This is a genomic window from Enterococcus malodoratus ATCC 43197 (assembly GCF_000407185.1).
Lineage (GTDB): Bacteria > Bacillota > Bacilli > Lactobacillales > Enterococcaceae > Enterococcus_A > Enterococcus_A malodoratus.
Map to the genome: position 1 here is coordinate 80,437 of NZ_KE136481.1, position 18,372 is coordinate 98,808.

At 39.0% G+C, this 18,372-nt stretch carries 15 protein-coding genes; 14 read left to right on the top strand and 1 reads right to left on the bottom strand.

All coding sequences use genetic code 11. The features are described from left to right. The first annotated feature begins 100 nt into the window (after positions 1–100). The 10 genes from polA to I585_RS00435 all read left to right on the top strand — a co-directional run bounded on the left by polA (position 101) and on the right by I585_RS00435 (position 11,622). The gene (polA, locus tag I585_RS00390) at positions 101–2,740 is read left to right on the top strand and encodes a DNA polymerase I (protein ID WP_010739043.1); all 2,640 of its coding nucleotides are present in this window, start codon (positions 101–103) and stop codon (positions 2,738–2,740) included. A 207-nt stretch (positions 2,741–2,947) separates the two neighbouring features. Then, the gene (gene mutM / locus I585_RS00395) at positions 2,948–3,781 is read left to right on the top strand and encodes a DNA-formamidopyrimidine glycosylase (RefSeq protein ID WP_010739044.1); all 834 of its coding nucleotides are present in this window, start codon (positions 2,948–2,950) and stop codon (positions 3,779–3,781) included. A gap of 2 nt (positions 3,782–3,783) precedes the next feature. Next, positions 3,784–4,383, top strand: coding sequence for a dephospho-CoA kinase (coaE, locus tag I585_RS00400; protein WP_010739045.1), 600 nt, complete (start codon positions 3,784–3,786; stop codon positions 4,381–4,383). A 193-nt stretch (positions 4,384–4,576) separates the two neighbouring features. Continuing rightward, complete coding sequence (gene nrdR, locus I585_RS00405; RefSeq protein ID WP_034708240.1) at positions 4,577–5,050, top strand: transcriptional regulator NrdR; 474 nt, start codon at positions 4,577–4,579, stop codon at positions 5,048–5,050. 11 nt (positions 5,051–5,061) lie between these two features. After that, complete coding sequence (locus I585_RS00410; protein WP_010739047.1) at positions 5,062–6,375, top strand: DnaD domain protein; 1,314 nt, start codon at positions 5,062–5,064, stop codon at positions 6,373–6,375. Beyond that, a complete protein-coding gene (gene dnaI, locus I585_RS00415; RefSeq protein WP_010739048.1) occupies positions 6,375–7,301 on the top strand; it encodes a primosomal protein DnaI in 927 nt (308 codons plus the stop codon). The genes I585_RS00410 and dnaI overlap by 1 nt, the downstream gene beginning before the upstream one ends. A 117-nt stretch (positions 7,302–7,418) precedes the next feature. Beyond that, complete coding sequence (locus tag I585_RS00420) at positions 7,419–8,132, top strand: tRNA (adenine(22)-N(1))-methyltransferase (protein ID WP_010739049.1); 714 nt, start codon at positions 7,419–7,421, stop codon at positions 8,130–8,132. Beyond that, positions 8,113–9,234, top strand: coding sequence for a Nif3-like dinuclear metal center hexameric protein (locus I585_RS00425; protein ID WP_034708241.1), 1,122 nt, complete (start codon positions 8,113–8,115; stop codon positions 9,232–9,234). Before I585_RS00420 ends, I585_RS00425 begins: the two co-directional genes overlap by 20 nt. Before the next feature lie 23 nt (positions 9,235–9,257). Continuing rightward, on the top strand, positions 9,258–10,487 hold the full coding sequence (pepT, locus tag I585_RS00430) for a peptidase T (RefSeq protein WP_010739051.1): 1,230 nt from the start codon (positions 9,258–9,260) through the stop codon (positions 10,485–10,487). Positions 10,488–10,587: 100 nt separating this feature from the next. After that, a complete protein-coding gene (locus tag I585_RS00435; protein ID WP_010739052.1) occupies positions 10,588–11,622 on the top strand; it encodes a lysylphosphatidylglycerol synthase transmembrane domain-containing protein in 1,035 nt (344 codons plus the stop codon). Between the two features lie 22 nt (positions 11,623–11,644). Here I585_RS00435 and I585_RS00440 read toward each other — a convergent pair whose 3' ends face one another. Continuing rightward, a complete protein-coding gene (locus tag I585_RS00440) occupies positions 11,645–12,655 on the bottom strand; it encodes a zinc-binding alcohol dehydrogenase family protein (protein ID WP_010739053.1) in 1,011 nt (336 codons plus the stop codon). Between the two features lie 157 nt (positions 12,656–12,812). Here I585_RS00440 and clpB point away from each other — a divergent pair, with 157 nt between their 5' ends. The 4 genes from clpB to I585_RS00460 all read left to right on the top strand — a co-directional run bounded on the left by clpB (position 12,813) and on the right by I585_RS00460 (position 18,271). Further along, positions 12,813–15,416: an ATP-dependent chaperone ClpB gene (gene clpB / locus I585_RS00445; protein WP_010739054.1), complete on the top strand. Its 2,604-nt coding sequence runs from the start codon at positions 12,813–12,815 to the stop codon at positions 15,414–15,416. 283 nt (positions 15,417–15,699) lie between these two features. After that, positions 15,700–16,572, top strand: a complete 873-nt coding sequence (locus I585_RS00450; RefSeq protein WP_010739055.1) for a glucosaminidase domain-containing protein — start codon at positions 15,700–15,702, stop codon at positions 16,570–16,572. 238 nt (positions 16,573–16,810) lie between these two features. Beyond that, positions 16,811–17,740, top strand: a complete 930-nt coding sequence (gene cysK, locus I585_RS00455) for a cysteine synthase A (RefSeq protein WP_010739056.1) — start codon at positions 16,811–16,813, stop codon at positions 17,738–17,740. Between the two features lie 93 nt (positions 17,741–17,833). Then, complete coding sequence (locus I585_RS00460; protein WP_010739057.1) at positions 17,834–18,271, top strand: Fur family transcriptional regulator; 438 nt, start codon at positions 17,834–17,836, stop codon at positions 18,269–18,271. Positions 18,272–18,372 lie beyond the last annotated feature (101 nt).

Sequence of the window (18,372 nt, forward strand, 5' to 3'; positions counted from 1 at the left end):
GATAATCGAGAATGAAATTGTTTAGTTCGATGGTGTACGAAGAGAACAACACTTTTTTTAAAGTAAAAAATATCCTTAATAGGAACTAGGAGTCGAAGACATGAGTGAGAAAAAATTATTATTAGTTGACGGAAACAGTGTAGCGTTCCGTGCTTTTTTTGCCCTCCACAATTCTTTGGAGCGTTTCAAAAATAAAAATGGACTACATACCAATGCAATCTACGCTTTTAACAACATGTTTGAAACCGTGATGGATCGAGAAAAACCAACCCATGTTTTAGTGGCTTTTGATGCAGGGAATACCACGTTCCGAACAGCAATGTATTCAGATTATAAAGGCGGACGGTCAAAGACTCCTGGAGAATTCCGCGAACAAATGCCTTATTTGCGTGAATTATTAGTTGGCTTGGGCGTAAAGCATTATGAGTTAAATAATTATGAAGCCGACGATATTATTGGAACATTGGCTCACCGCGCTGCAAATGAAGGCTTTGAGGTAGTTGTTTTATCAGGAGATCGCGACTTAACGCAATTAGCGACGGATCAAATCAAAGTCGACATCACTGTGAAAGGCGTTAGTGAAATTGAAACTTATACGCCTGAACATGTAGCTGAAAAATATGATGGATTGACACCTAATCAAATCATCGATATGAAGGGGTTAGCTGGCGATACTTCAGATAATTATCCTGGTGTGACAAAAGTCGGTGAGAAGACAGCAATTAAATTATTGAAACAATTTGGTAGTGTCGAAGGTGTTTATGAAAACATCGATGAACTGAAAAAAAGCAAAATGAAAGAAAACTTGATCAACGATAAGGAGCAAGCTTTTCTTTCCAAAGAGTTGGCTACGATCAAATTGGATACGCCGGTTGATATTTCTATTGATGAGCTTCTTTATACTGGAAAAGATTTGGATAAATTGATTCCTTTCTTCAAGGAAATGGATTTCAAGGGCTTTTTAAGCAAATTGAATGTTGAAGAAGAGGAAGTTGAGCTAGAAGATATCAACTATGAAGTCGTTAATGATTTCAGCGAAGAAATGTTTGATATGGACTCAGCTTTATACGTGGAAATGTTAGAAGATAATTACCATTTGTCAGACATAGTGGGTGTAGCTTGGGGAACAAAGGAAAAGATTTATGTAACGAATGAGCTGGCCTTATTTGAAAGTGCAGCCTTTAAAAAATGGTTAGAAACAGCGAATAGTAAAAAGGTGTATGATGCGAAACGTACTTATGTTGCCTTAAATCGCTATATTACGAAAACAGAAGGCATTAACTTTGATGTTTTGTTGGCGGCATATTTGCTGGATACTAATGATAACAGCAATGATATTGCTGGAGTGGCACAGTATTACGGCTACACAGAGATTCAAACGGATGAACAGATATACGGCAAAGGTGCAAAAAAAGGTTTGCCAGAGGATGATGAAGTCTTCTTTGGGCATTTAGCACGTAAAATCAAAGCGATTCATTTCTTAAACGATAAATTGGAAAATGAGCTGGAAGAAAAGAAACAAGATAAGCTATTCTACCAAATGGAATTACCTCTTTCTCGTATTTTGGCTGAAATGGAAATTGCAGGAATCACTGTCGACGCTCAACGATTACAAACGATGCGCGGCGAATTTTCAAAACGGCTGCAAGAGATCGAACAAAAAATTTATCAAGATGCTGGTGAAGAGTTTAATATTAATTCACCAAAACAACTTGGTGTGATTTTATTTGAAAAAATGCAACTGCCAGTCATCAAGAAGACTAAGACCGGCTACTCGACCGCAGTTGATGTATTAGAACAACTACGGGAGCAGGCACCAATCGTCGAACATATTTTGAACTATCGTCAAATTGCTAAGATCCAATCAACGTATGTTGAAGGACTATTAAAAGTGATTCAAAGCGATAATAAGATTCATACACGATATATTCAAACCTTGACGCAAACGGGTCGGTTGAGTTCGGTTGATCCTAATTTGCAAAATATTCCGATTCGATTAGAAGAAGGCCGGAAAATTCGTGAAGCTTTTGTCCCACGGGATGAAAATTGGTTGATTTATTCATCCGACTATTCACAAATTGAACTACGTGTCTTAGCCCATATTTCTGGCGACGAACACCTGAAACAAGCCTTCCGTGATGGAATGGATATTCACACTAGTACAGCGATGCGAGTGTTCAATGTTACTGAAGATGAAGTGACACCAAATATGCGTCGAAATGCTAAGGCTGTGAACTTCGGAATCGTTTATGGTATTTCTGATTATGGATTGTCGCAAAACCTTGGCATTACTCGTAAAGCGGCTCAAGAGTATATTGATACTTACTTTGAGAATTATCCAGATGTGAAACGTTACATGGAAGATAGTGTCCGCGAAGCAAAAGACAAAGGCTATGCTGCTACTTTATATAATCGCCGCCGCTACTTACCAGATATTAATGCTCGGAACTTTAATCTTCGGTCATTTGCTGAACGAACTGCGATCAATACACCGATTCAAGGAAGTGCTGCAGATATTTTGAAACTCGCAATGATCGAAATGGCGAAACGTTTGAAGGAAGAAAACCTTCAAGCAACGATGCTGCTGCAAGTACACGATGAATTAGTTTTTGAAGTACCAGAAAGCGAATTGGATCAATTAGACAAATTGGTAAAAGAAGTAATGGAAAATACAGTTCAATTAGATGTACCATTGCTGACTGATAGCAATTGGGGAAAAACGTGGTACGAAGCAAAATAAAGTAGAGCTGTGAAAGAAACGGTACGGTTAATTGAACCGTAGTTTCTTTCACAAATCATGCTGAATAATAGTTAAGAAGCTGAACCGAAAAATTGGAGCAGCTTCTTCTTTTAGAAAGCAAATTATTTAGTAATTGTCGAACACAAATGAATAACCTGCGATAATAAATTTTTTTGATTGGATCAATAAGAACTAGGAGTGAATTGTATGCCAGAATTACCAGAGGTTGAAACCGTGAGAAAAGGGTTGGTTTCTTTAGTCAAAGGAAAAACAATCGCAAAAGTCGATGTGTATTGGCCGCGAATCGTTGAGTTTCCAGAGGTTGAGGTCTTTCAACAACAATTAATCGGTGAGACGATCCAGACTGTGGAGCGTCGCGGAAAATATTTGATTTTTCAATTTACTCATTATGAAATGGTTTCGCATTTGCGGATGGAAGGAAAGTATGAGTATTTTGAACAGCCAACAGCTTTAGATAAACACAGCCATGTGCGCTTCATTTTTACTGATGGTTCTGAATTGGTTTATCATGATGTACGAAAATTTGGCCGGATGGCCTTGTTAAAAAAAGGAATGGCGAAGGACTATAAAGGTTTAATGCAATTGGGACCGGAACCGACAGAGGATGACTTTGATTTAGATTTGTTCAAGGAGCAGCTTAAGAAATCTTCAACAATGATTAAACCATTACTGTTGAACCAAAAAATCGTTGCGGGTTTAGGAAACATTTATGTTGACGAAGTTCTTTGGCTGGCCAAAATTCATCCAGAACAACCAGCGAATACTTTGAGCCCGCAAACAGTCCGTCGACTTCGTGAAGCAATCATTGAGGTCATCAGTAAGGCCAAAGAAGCTGGAGGAACGACAATTCGAACCTATTTGAATGCTTTAGGCGAGGCTGGTCATTTTCAACAAGAGCTGCACGTTTATGGGCAAACAGGCACCCCTTGTTCTCGTTGCGGAACGCCGATCATCAAAATAAAGGTTGCCCAAAGAGGCACGCATCTTTGTCCGCATTGCCAAAAATTAAAGAAGGTGTAGAAATGAGCTTTGTGTTAGGTATCACTGGTGGAATTGCGAGTGGAAAATCAACGGTCGTAGATATTTTTAAAGCAGAGGGATTTTCAGTAGTCGATGCAGATATTGTCGCACGAGAAGTAGTAGAGCCAAACACGCCTGGATTAGCACAACTGGTGAAAGTATTTGGCGATGAAATTTTGCTGGCTGATGAGCGCTTAAATCGAAAAAAATTAGGTGCGCTAATTTTTCAAGATGAGAAAAAGCGTCAACTATTAAATGAAACACTTGATCCGTTTATACGCGGTGAAATAGAGAGACAGGCGAAGGAAGCGGAGCAATCCAGTGATTTAGTTGTCGTAGATATACCGCTTTTGTATGAAGGAAAATACGAAGCGATGATGAATGAGGTGGCTGTCGTCTATGTGACGCCGGAAATTCAATTAACACGTCTGATCGCACGAAATAATTTATCGGAAAATGAAGCGTTGGGGCGGATCAACAGCCAGCTTTCATTAGAAGAAAAGAAAAAAAGGGCAGACATCGTCTTTGATAATTGCGGTTCGCAAGAAACAACGCGTCAACAAGTTATGGATTGGCTAAAAGAAAATAATTTTGTTTCTTAAAGAATTCAGCGTCGTAGCATTACGACGCTTTTTTTAGCGGGCTGGTTATGGTAAACTCATGTTATATAAACAAATTAATCCGTTTATTCAAACTTTTTTTGTTTTTAAAAAATAATTCTATATAACAGAAATCATTTCTATCGTGAGCGATAGAAAAACTTAATGAATAGCTATGAAAGTGTGGGGTGAAATTATGCGTTGTCCAAGATGTAATCATAATAATTCTCGAGTAATTGATAGTCGGCAAACTGATGATGGCCGAGCGATTCGCCGTCGGAGAGAATGCGAAAGCTGTGGGTTCCGCTTTACGACTTTTGAACGTATTGAAGCAGCGCCTTTATTGGTTGTTAAGCGTAATGGTGACCGTGAAGAATTCAGTCGGGATAAAATCTTGCGTGGATTGATCCGTTCTGCAGAAAAACGCCCAGTTGCAATGGAACAAATGGAACAGATCGTGGATCACGTAGAGAATCGTGTCCGCAGTATGGGAGAAAATGAAGTTCCGACTAGTCAAGTCGGAGAGTTTGTCATGGAAGACTTGATGGAAGTCGATGAGATTGCTTATATTCGCTTTGCAAGTGTTTATCGACAATTTAAGGATATGTCTGTATTTCTAAAGGAATTACAGGAGATCGTTGACAAAGCTAAGTCAGCGGATGAAGAGTAGGGGGCTTTTTGGTGGCAGAAGAACTAAAACCCAGCACCTTTTATACGGTCTATGGTGAGCCACAACTTGATCAAAGCAAGCAAGACGCTTTGCTTTACTTATACCAGCCGATCATCGGAAGCCACGCTGCGAGTTTATATCTGACTCTGATTAGTGACGTCACACTGGAGGGGAAAAGTCCTAGTTTGATGCACACGGATCTATTAGCGGCGATTGACATTGGATTGATGCATTTAGTCAAGGCGCGAGAACACCTTGAGGGTATCGGTCTATTAGAAACTTACCAGCAGACGGACGATGAGATCGGAATGAGTTTGATCTATCAATTACGTTCACCGGTAGTTCCGGAAAAATTTTTCCAAGACCCATTGATGTCTTATTTATTAATGGATAAAGTTGGGAGAAGGCGTTATGAACGTTTAGTAGAGCGTTTTAAACCTCAACTTTTTGATAAAGGGCAAGTTAAAAATATTACGAAACGCTTTCGTGAAGTTTATCGATTGGATGATAAAGCTTTCGCTAGCCAAACGGAAGTATTGGAACAGACGCAAGCGAGTTTTTCAGATAATACCGATTTTGATTGGACCTTATTTAGTCAGCAGTTGAAACGATTCAATCTGATTCTGGGTGCTGAAGAACGGGAAAAACTTCAAACGTTTCAAACATTGTATGGAGTAAATGAGTTAGACTTGGCTGAGTTTGTTGCTAAGGCCGCGGCTGGAGAAAAGACTGGTTTGAACTTTAATTATTTGCGACAGTTGATAAATAAAGAAAAACGACCGAAAGTTTCAGCTGCACCTAAAGAACCTGTAACAGAAAAGGCTGTAGAGACAGGTAGCTTTTCGCCACAAGAATCAGAGATTATTGCTCAAAGTAAAAAAATTGCGCCGGTTACATTTCTACGGGCAATCAAACGTGAAAAGGGCGGTTTCGAGACGAATACTGAGGTTCGATTGTTAGAAGAGTTGATCGGACGCAATTTATTGCCGAAGAGTGTGATCAATATTATCATTAATTATATTTTGGTAATTCAAAATCAGGCAGTGATCAATGCTAATTATTTGAATGCGATCGCCAACGATTGGGCCCAAAAGAAGATTACTACGCCAGAAGCAGCGATCACTCATGTACGAGAAAATAATCAAAAGCTGGTTCGTAAACCGCAAGCAAGCCGCCCAGCATATCAAAAACGTGGGACGGGTCGCAAAGAGGCTCTGCCTGAGCATATCAAGCAACCGCCGAAAGAGACGAAATTAACACCTGAAAAAGAAGCTGAATTGAACCGCAAGTTAGCGGAATATTTAAATAAAGAAGGTGACGATTAATGGAAGATGTAGGAAAAGAATTGAATCGCATCATTAAAAGTCGTGGAGTCGATGGTCGTTACCGCCAAATGATGGAAGAGATTTTGGCCGACTCAGATGTTCGCCAATTTATTGAGGAACACAAAGAAAAGCTGACTCAAGAAGACATTGAGAAGTCTTTTGCTAAGTTGTACGAGTTTGTTCAAGAAAAGAAAAAATACTTGGCATCAGACCCGAGTATGATTGCACCAGGTTATGAACCGCAGTTAAGTCTAAATTTTCATTTTATTGATGTGACGTATGTTCCAACTGATGAGCTGCTACGTGTGAAACGTGAAGAAGAGGTTCGCAATAGAGTAAACTCGTTGGATATGCCAAAGGATATTCGAAAGGCTTCTATTCGAACGTTCGAAGTGACCTCTGGACGTAGTGAAGCGTTGGAAGCTTCTTTAGATTTTATCAATCAATACGAGGCGAACCCTAAAATGTTTCATAAAGCTCTGTTCTTAGTTGGGGATTTTGGGGTAGGAAAGACCTATTTACTTGGAGCCGTGGCACATGAATTGGCTGTTAAGGGATTTGAGACGACACTCTTACATTTTCCTACTTTTGCTGGTGAAATGAAACAAGCTATTTCTAATGATAAAGTGGGGCCTAAGCTGGACGGGGTAAAACGTGCGCCGATTTTGATGATCGATGATATTGGAGCGGATTCTATGAGTGCTTGGATTCGTGATGAAGTTTTAGGGGTAATCTTGCAGCATCGAATGCAGGAACAGTTACCGACATTCTTTTCTTCAAACTTCAACATGGATCAATTGGAAAAACATTTATCTGTTACCCAACGTGGTGACGAAGAACCATTGAAGGCTAAAAGAATCATGGAACGTGTCCGTTATTTAAGTAAAGAAATTTGGGTGATTGGTGAAAATCGCCGTAACGGATAAAAAAGGAAAATTTTCTTAGAAAAAGGCAAACGCCCTATTAAAAAGCGCTATCATTTAGCACTTTTTTAAGGGCGCTTTTTTTAAGGAGTGTTATAATAATTTTTAGGATGTGAAGAGATGAATGCCAAGGATTTATCAATCCGTTTGCAAAAAGCGGCGGAATTCGTACCAAAGGATGCACGGTTAGCAGATATCGGTTCTGATCATGCGTATCTGCCGGTTGCTTTAATGCTGCAAAAAGAAATAGCTTATGGTATTGCTGGTGAAGTTGTATCTGGTCCTTATGAATCTGCCAAAAAGCAAGTTGCTAAAAATGGTTTAGAAAATAAAATTGATGTACGTTTGGCGGATGGACTAGAAGCGGTTGAGTTAAGCGATGAAATTTCTGCGATTACCATCTGCGGAATGGGCGGGGTGTTGATCCGCGATATTTTACAGCGAGGTAAAGAAAAAAATCGTCTTTCTGGAAAAGAACGATTGATTTTACAGCCGAATGTCGGCGAAAGACAGCTTCGACAATGGTTAGTCAATGAGAACTACACGATCACTAATGAAGCGATCATTGAAGAGAACAATAAGGTGTACGAAATCATTGTTGCTGAAAAATTTTCGGTGATTCCTAGTTATTCAGCAAGGGAACTTTTTTTTGGTCCGATACTGCTTGAGGAAAGAAATCCTGTCTTTCAAGAAAAGTGGCAGCATAAACTTGTTAAGAGCGAAAGAATTCTAGCTAGTTTACACCAAAGTGATCAAGACGTTGCAGAAAAAATTCGAGAAGTTGCTCAAGAAATCGAATGGATCAAGGAGGTACTTGCAGATGCAGGGAAGTAAGTTTATCCAACGCTTTAATCAGTATTGTCCTGAGTGGTTGGCTGAAGAAGGCGATCCAGTCGGCTTGCATATCGGTACGTTGAATAAAGAAGTCGATCGAATTATGATGGGTCTAGATGTTCGACCTGCTGTCGTGGAAGAGGCGATTGAAAAGAAGATCGATTTATTGATCGTTAAGCACCCACCGATTTTTCGTCCGCTTTCTCGTCTAACTACGGATGATGTGCAGACGAAAATGTATGCTGATCTGATCAAAAATGACATTGCAGTTTATGCGGCTCATACAAACATGGATATTATTCATAATGGACTGAATGATTGGTTCTGTGAAATGTTAGAAGTGGTTGATACAAGTTACTTGATCCATACGCATACTGTGAAAATGAAAAAGTTAGCGGTCTATGTCCCACAAACGGATGCTAAAAAAATGCGTGAAGCATTGGCTAAAGCTGGTGCAGGCGAGCAAGGAAATTATCAAGCGACATCTTTTACTGTAAATGGTACTGGACGTTTCACACCGAATGAAGAAGCGAATCCAACAATTGGTTCGTCAAATGTCCCTGAGCAGGTTCAAGAAAGTAAAATCGAAGTGATTTTTCCTGAAACGAAGCAAACTGACATAGTTGCAGCAATGTTAGCTGCACATCCTTATGAGGAGCCAGCTTACGATATTTATCACCTGGATAATTTAGCAGAAAACTTCGGAATCGGTCGAGTTGGTGAGTTGAAGGAAGCGATGTCGACAGAAGACTTTATCGCAAAAGTAAAAGAGGTTTTTGTTTTAGAAGGTTTACGTGTGGTTTATCCGCACGACTCAAAGAAAAGTATTAAACGTGTAGCAATCTGCGGCGGAAGCGGAGAGAAATTCTATCGTGATGCTTTAGCAGCGAATGCGGACGTTTATATTACCGGAGATGTTTATTATCATACCGCTCATGATATGCAAGAGACGGGGATGTTAGTCATTGATCCGGGGCATTACATTGAGTCATTATGTAAAGAAAAAATGGTGGCTCTATTTGAACAATGGAAAAATGAAGAAGGGTGGAAAGTTGATTTCTTTGTATCTGAGACTTCCACCAATCCTTTTTCATTTAAATAAATAGCATTAAAGGAGAGAGTAAGATGTACGAAAATTTATTACCGCGTTTTTTACACTATGTTAAGACGGAAACTCGTTCTGATGCGACAAGCACCACAACACCAACAACTCAAACACAGGTAGCCTTTGCTCATGAGCTGATGAAAGAGTTAGAAGAAATCGGCATGAAGGATATTACTTACAATGAAAAAAATGGCTATGTGATTGCATCTTTGCCAAGCAACATTGACAAAGAAGCGCGGACTATCGGATTTATCTCTCACATGGATACAGCAGATTTTAATGCTGACGGCGTTAACCCTCAAATCGTTGAAAATTATGATGGCGAATCAATCATCAAATTGGATGCTGATGGAAAATATACATTAAATACAAAAGATTTTCCTAACCTAAAAAATTATACGGGTCAAACATTGATTACGACTGACGGTTCTACCTTGCTTGGTTCTGATGATAAATCTGGGATTGCCGAAATCATGACAGCGATGGAATATTTGATTAATCATCCAGAAATCAAACATGGCGAAGTTCGTGTTGGGTTTGGTCCTGACGAAGAAATCGGTATTGGTGCGGATAAATTTGATGTGAAACAATTCAATACAGATTTCGCATACACAATGGACGGTGGACCAATCGGTGAATTACAATATGAAACATTTAGTGCGGCTCAAGCTGAGATCACTATGCATGGTAAAAATGTTCATCCGGGTACAGCTAAAAATACAATGATTAATGCGTTGCAAATGGCGATTGATTTCCATAATCAATTACCAGAAGCTGAACGTCCAGAAAAAACAGATGGACGCGAAGGGTTCTTCCATTTGTTAGCCTTAGACGGTAATGTAGAGGAAGCAAAAATGACCTACATTATTCGCGATCATGATCGTGATAAGTTTGAATCACGCAAACAAATGATCACAGACATTCAAGCAAAAATGAATAGTCAGTTTGATCAAGAACGTGTAGAAATCAATATGTACGATCAATATTATAATATGGGTGAAATCATCGAAAAAGATATGAGCGTTATCGATCTTGCAAAAGGTGCGATGGAAGAGGTTGATGTTAAACCAATTATCGAACCAATTCGCGGCGGGACTGACGGTTCTAAGATTTCATTCATGGGTATTCCTACACCAAATATTTTTGCTGGTGCGGAAAATATGCATGGACGTTTTGAGTTTGTTTCTCTACAAACAATGGAAAAAGCGGTCGATGTGATCGTGAAGATTATTGAAAACAACGCAAAATGATTTTTTCTGAAAAAGCTTTGAGGAAACTTGAAGCTTTTTCTTTTTTTGCTCTTTGGCATGTGGTAGGCTAGAGCAATAAAGAAAAAAATGAGGCTAAAAAATGAAATTATCAATCAATCGTAAATTGATTCTAAATATTCTTTTGTTCACAGTGATGATTGGGATAATTATTTTTGTTATCCGAGACTCGTTAGGTGATATTTTTACTGAACTGGGTCGAACTTCTTTGCCAGTGTTATTGGGGGTTACCGCTCTCGGGCTAGTTAGTCAGGTGATTGAAGGGTATACGATCAAAAATATCGCTGGGGAATTCAATCCCCAATTTACTGTTCGTGACGGTTTTTTTGCATCGGCCTATGCAACGTTTTATCGGGTGATCACTTTCGGGACTGGCTCGATCGTATCTGAAGTCATTTATTATCATAAAAAGGAACTGACATATTCCGAGGCGACAGGAACCAGTGCCTTGCGGATGATTACTTATAAGATAGCTTTGATGGTTTGGGCGTTAGTTTTTCTGGTGATAAAAAGCAGTGCAATTCAGGCGCACATCGCCAATGGTATTTTTCTGGTGCTGGCGGGGGTTCTCGTAACCTTGCTGATTATATCAAGTTTATTGGTTCTGAGCTTAAATATTAATGCGCAAGTTTTGTTTGTGATCATATGCAACCGACTATTTAAGCGGCAAAAGCTGCGTGATATTGTTGATCAGTTGAATAATCAAGTGTATTCTTTACGAGGGGCGATCAAAACGTTTATTCGTGATCGAAATGCAGTCATTCGGGTATTTTGTTCGAATATGGCAAAATTGGTCGTTTGGTATTCATTGCCTTTCTTCATTTTAGTGAAGGATTATCCAGATATCGATATCTGGTTAACCGTTGCGTTGATCAGCTTCACAGTAATTCTAGGTGGAGTCTTACCCGCACCAGGCGGGATCGGCGGTTTTGAATTCGTTTATGTTCTATTATTCCGAAATGTTGTTGGAAAGGTTGATGCGGTATCTTCATTACTGCTTTATCGCTATGCGACTTATTTATTGCCATTTCTGATCGGAATGATCTATGTCTTATTCAATAAGCAGCGTCAAATCAATCATGAAATCAAAGAAGCAAAAAAGGAAGTTAACGACTGAAATCGTTAGCTTCCTTTTTTTATTAGTAATGTACAACCAGCTTTCCGATCATTTTATCCTCTTCGACTAATTGATGAGCCTGATAAAAAACTTCAGGCGAGAAACCAGGAATAATTTTAGTCAGTGTGCTTTGAATTTTTTGCTCTTGCATTAACTGTACTAACAGTTCTAAAATTTTGCCTTGTGAAGCTATATTAAAATCATAATCTGTTTTTGCAAACATATATTCCCAATCAAAACTGCCGGATTTATTTTTTAATTTTGCCAGATCTACATCTTTGTTTGATTCGACGATCGAGCCGAGATGGCCGAAGGGCTCGAGCAATTCACTCATTTCTTCAAAATAACGATCGGTAGAATGCAGAATCAAAATGTAAGGAAGAGAAGAATAACCGATTTTCTTTAATTGTTTGGTCAAATCTTTATGATGATCAATAATATGATCGGCACCCATTCGTTTTGACCATTCTTTGCTCTCTTTGCGAGAAGCTGTGGCAATGACTGTTAGACCAGCCCACTTTGCCAATTGAGTTGCAACTGAACCAACACCGCCGGCACCATTGATGATTAAAATCGTACCATTATTTTGGTTTTCTTTAGGAAACAAGCCCATTTTTTCGAACAGCATTTCGTAGGCGGTGATAAACGTTAAAGGCATTGCTGCCGCTTCATCTGTCGGAATTCCGCTTGATAATTTTGCGACGATCCGAGAATCAACTACTTGACTCTCGCTATAGCTGCCGAATCTTTTAGTCGTTCCGGCAAAAAGGACACGGTCGCCAATCTCTATATTTTTAACATCGCTGCCTAGATGGGTCACGATGCCAACGCTGTCAAAACCTAAGACATGCGGTTGAGAAGTACCTTTACCACTTTGTCTTAATTTTGTATCTACTGGGTTGATCGAGGAGGCTAAATTTTTTACGACAAGATCAAATTTGTTCAATTTAGGAAGCATCACTTCATATGTTTCAAAATGGTTTCCGTCAGATAGTCGAAACCCCTTTTCGAATCCAATCACGCGAGAAATCATTGAATCACTCTCTTTCTAGTAATGAAAGAATTGTAGCATTGTTTTGTTTTTCTTCATAATAATAAACTTTGAGTTTATCGAGTTTAATGTTTGACCTTTACTGACCAAGGTTATATACTAATATGTGTAAACTATTAATAATGTCGGAGGTATGTCTATGAATATCGAAAAGATGACGACAACTTTACAAGAAACGATTGCTGAAGCACAGCAAATTGCGGTAACGAGACACCATCAAGAGATTGATATCGTTCATGTATGGAAGATTTTTCTGCAGCCGAATCATTTTGGCCGGAATTTCTACACGGATGCAGGGATTGATGTTGATCAGTTTGAGCGTGAAGTGGATAAGGTTTTAGATGAGTATCCAACAGTTAGCGGCGGCAATGTTCAGTATGGTCAAAATCTCAGTCAAAATCTATTTAATTTATTGAGTGAGGCAGATAAATTACGTGAGAAATTTCAAGATGATTTTCTATCAACGGAAATCGTCATTTTAGCGTTAATGAAACTAAAGAATTATCCTTTAACGAAATATTTGATTCAACAGGGATTAAATGAAAAAGAAGTACAAAAAAATATCGAGGACATGCGAGGAGGGGATCGAGTGACTTCGCAAAATCAAGAAGAGACGTATAAAGCATTAGAAAAGTATGGTGTTGATTTAGTTCAACAAGTCAAAAATGGAAAACAGGACCCAATTATCGGTCGCGATGAAGAAATTCGAGATGTTATTCGGATTCTTTCACGCAAGACTAAGAATAATCCGGTCTTAATCGGAGAACCTGGTGTTGGTAAAACAGCAATTGTTGAAGGTTTGGCCCAACGAATCGTTCGCAAGGATGTGCCGGAAAACTTAAAAGATAAGACGGTCTTTTCTTTGGATATGGGTTCGTTGATCGCAGGAGCAAAATTCCGCGGCGAGTTTGAAGAACGTTTAAAAGCTGTTTTAAAAGAAGTAAAAAAATCAGATGGGCGAATCTTACTCTTTATTGATGAAATTCATAACATTGTCGGAGCTGGGAAAACTGAAGGCAGTATGGATGCCGGAAATATTTTAAAACCCATGCTGGCTCGTGGTGAATTACACTTGATTGGCGCGACAACATTAGATGAGTATCGCCAATACATGGAAAAAGACAAAGCGTTAGAACGTCGGTTCCAAAAAGTTTTAGTCAAAGAGCCAACAGTGGAAGATACGATCAGTATTTTGCGCGGTTTAAAAGAACGTTTTGAAATTCATCATGGTGTAAATATTCATGATAATGCATTAGTCGCAGCGGCTACATTATCGGATCGTTATATTACGGATCGTTTCCTGCCTGATAAAGCAATAGATTTGGTCGATGAAGCCAGTGCCAGTATTCGGGTAGAAATGAATTCTATGCCGACTGAACTTGATCAAGTTACTCGACGTTTGATGCAATTAGAGATCGAAGAAGCTGCTTTGAAAAAAGAAAGCGACGATGCTAGTAAAAAACGTTTAGAAAATCTGCAAGAAGAACTGGCTGATCTTCGTGAAGAAACCAATGCAATGAAGTTGCAGTGGGAAACAGAAAAAGAAGAAGTGAACGTCGTTTCTAATAAACGGGCTGAGATCGATCAAGCCAAACATGAATTAGAGGATGCCGAAAATAACTATGACTTGGAGCGTGCCGCTGTTCTTCGTCATGGAACGATTCCAAACTTAGAAAAAGAATTAGCTGATTTAGAAGAAAAGAATAAGAAAAATGACATTAAAATGGTTCAAGAATCGGTTACCGAAAATGAAATTGCCCAAGTAGTCGGTCGATTAACGGGAATTCCTGTAACCAAATTAGTGGAGGGTGAACGAGAAAAATTATTAAGTCTGAACAGCACGCTCCATAAACGTGTGATTGGGCAGGATGAGGCAGTCAATGCAGTGAGTGATGCTGTTCTACGATCACGTGCTGGATTACAAGACCCTAATCGTCCGCTGGGTTCATTTCTATTCTTAGGACCAACCGGTGTTGGTAAAACAGAGCTTGCAAAAGCGTTAGCCGAAAATCTGTTTGATTCGGAAGATCACATGGTTCGGATCGATATGAGTGAATACATGGAGAAACATTCTGTGTCTCGGCTTGTTGGAGCACCTCCAGGTTACGTCGGTTATGAAGAAGGCGGACAATTGACAGAAGCCGTTCGGCGAAATCCCTATACGATTATTTTGCTTGATGAAATTGAAAAAGCACATCCGGATGTCTTTAATATTTTATTGCAAGTATTAGATGACGGACGTTTAACGGATTCTAAGGGACGGTTAGTCGACTTCAAAAATACGGTATTGATTATGACGAGCAACATTGGGTCCCAAGTTTTGTTAGATGGTGTGACTGCTGATGGAAATATTCCTGAAGCGACTGAAGAACAAGTTCTAAATATGCTGAAGGGTCATTTCAAACCAGAATTCTTAAACCGAATCGATGATACAATCTTATTTACACCTCTAAGCTTAGAAGATGTGAAGAGCATTGTTAAGAAAATCGTGCAGCATTTGTCACATCGTTTGGAAGAACAAGAAATTCAATTAGATATTACAGAAGACGCTAAAAGTTGGATTGCTGAAAAGGCTTATGAACCGCAATATGGTGCACGACCACTAAAACGTTTTATTACGCGTGAAGTGGAAACACCGCTGGCGAAAGAAATTATCGCTGGACGTGTATTACCAAAGACTAAGGTTTCAATTGAACTGCTTGATGATCAACTAGTGTTTCAAAATCAACCGATAGATGATTAAAGAAAAATGTAAACAAAAAATGGAACTTTAAACTGAAAAGCAAAACAGTATTTTTTCAATGCTGCTTTGCTTTTTTTTCGTGAAATTAATACTTGATTAATTGGAATGAAAAAAATCAAGTGTTTCGAAACAGAAACATAACAACTTTTTCATTACACATATTACGAAGTAATGACAAATTAGTGAATTTGTAGTATTTAAATTGTTTGTTAATTGTTCTTGGATTATACTTTTAAAGTAATTAAAAATGAAGAGCTTTGTAAAGGTTTCTTGGAGGTATATAATGAACCAGTTTAAGACTCGTACCGAAAAATACAATTATATAAGAACACAGCAGAAGGAAAAGCGGATCAAAGCGGCGAAGAGAACAGTGCCCTTATTGGGAACAGCAATGATTCTTTCACCAGGTGTTTTAGCTATGAATACCGTTAAGGCAAATGCAGCTGAAACTAGCCAAACGCAAAATCAATCCGCATTTATTGAACAATTGGGTGCCTCAGCGATGCAGGTTTCTTCGTCAAATGACCTTTATGCATCGATCATGGTTGCCCAAGCATTAGTTGAAACTGGTTTTGGGTCTTCTCAATTGTCTAGTGCACCGTATTATAATTTATTCGGTGTGAAGGAATATAACGGCGGACCTTCCGTAACGATGAGTACGCAAGAGTATCTAGATGGTCAATGGGTAACGATGAATGAACCATTTGCCGTTTACAGCAGTTATTCAGAATCTTTCCAAGCCCATGCAAACCTATTGACAGGCTCTTATTATGCCGGAGCAAGAAAAAGTCATACCAATAGTTATCAGGATGCAGCAGTTTATTTAACGGGACGTTATGCGACAGATCCAAGTTATGCCAGCAAATTGATTTCTTTGATTCAATCGTATAATTTGACTCGTTTTGATACACCAGGAGCGGGTACAGCTGTTCAGTCAACAGAACAAAGCCAACAAGCTGAAACAACTCAAAGTACACAGCAGGCTGTTCAAACAGCTTCATCGTCTCAAGCAAGCGGACAATCATACACTGTCCAATCAGGGGACTCAATTTGGGGAATCGCTGAAAAATTTGGCATCAGTGTGGATCAACTGTTGGCAGACAATGGTTGGAGTTCTGATTCAACCATCATGCCAGGAGATACAATCGTTATTTAACTTTCTAAAGATGGAGCAAATTGCTCCATCTTTTTGTCCGCTCAATTTTTATCAATTTCCCCTTGAATTTAACTCCTTAGTAAAGTAGGATTCTTGTAGTGAGTCAGTTCTTTTTTTTAAAAGAGTCCTGAATTATTAAGTTGAATGATTTAAAGTGGATTAAAAGTCGAAATTCTCGCATCTTTTCTCATTATTCGTTAATATAACTTACATAAGGTAAGGAATGGAGCGAGGAAAAATGACAAAAATCTATAATTCAATTCTTGATACTATCGGTGAAACACCTATCGTGAAATTAGGGCGTATGACAACTGAGGATATGGCACAGATTTACGTGAAGGTCGAATCCTTTAATCCTGGCGGCAGCGTGAAAGATCGTATTGCATTGAGAATGATTGAAGATGCAGAAAAGAGCGGCAAATTGAAATCAGGGATGACTATTATTGAACCAACATCTGGGAATACCGGAATTGGTTTAGCGATGGTGGGTGCAGCAAAAGGCTATCCTGTAACTTTAGTAATGCCTGAGACAATGAGTATTGAACGTCGCAAATTGATGCAAGCTTATGGAGCGAACCTAGTATTAACTCCTGGACCTGATGGTATGAAAGGTGCAATCGCCAAAGCAAACGAATTGGCGAAGGAAAATAATGGATTTGTTCCAGAACAATTTGATAACCCGGCAAACCCAAAAGTTCATGAAGAAACAACTGCGAAAGAAATTGTTAACGCCTTTGAGAAAAATGGCTTAGATGCTTTTGTGGCTGGTGTTGGTACAGGTGGTACTATCACCGGTGTGGGGAATGAATTGAAGCGCATGTATTCAGATATTAAGATTTATGCGGTGGAACCAGAGGAATCTCCTGTCTTAGAAGGTGGTCAACCTGGGCCTCATAAAATCCAAGGTATCGGTGCGGGCTTTGTCCCAAGTATTTTAAATACTAACATTTATGATGAAGTTTTAGCTGTAAGTGGTAGTGACGCAATGGAAACTGCACGTGAAATTGCGAAAAAAGAAGGGATTCTAGTAGGGATATCTTCTGGGGCTGCGTTGTTCGCAGCAATAGAAGTGGCGAAAAAAATGAATCCTGATCAAAAAGTATTGGTTTTATTGCCAGATAATGGTGAACGCTACTTATCTACCGAATTATTTCAATTTAACCAATAAGTTTATGAAAAACATTAATTTTTGAATCCAACTAGTATTTCCCCTCAGATAATAGTATCATTTTAATAGAGAATACAAACAGGAGGGGCTTATATGGTAAATGAGGCAGTTGATCAAGCGGTCAAAGAATTAAAGGCCGGTGGAGTCCGAATCACGCCACAACGTTATGCCATTTTAGAGTATTTGATCCAGTATCGTAATCATCCAACCGCTGATGAGATTTTTCGTTCACTAGAAAGCCGCTTCCCAAACATGAGTGTGGCGACAGTGTACAATAACTTGAGAAAATTCGTTGAGATCGGCATTGTTCAAGAAATGAACTATGGAGATGCAGCAAGTCGTTTTGATTTCACGAATAAGCAGCATTATCATGCAATTTGTACAGAGTGCGGAAAAATCGTTGACTTTTTCTATCCTGGATTAGAAGATGTGGAGATGGCTTCGAGTAAACTGACTGGGTATCAAATCAACAAACACCGTTTAGAGGTATATGGCTTATGTCCGGACTGCCAAACAAAAGCTGAGGAATAATTCCTCAGCTTTTTTGTTTTCATTTCAAATAACAAAGTTGAGCCGATTTCAAATGAGAATATTCACACAAAAACGTGGTAACGTTTGCACCTATTTTTATT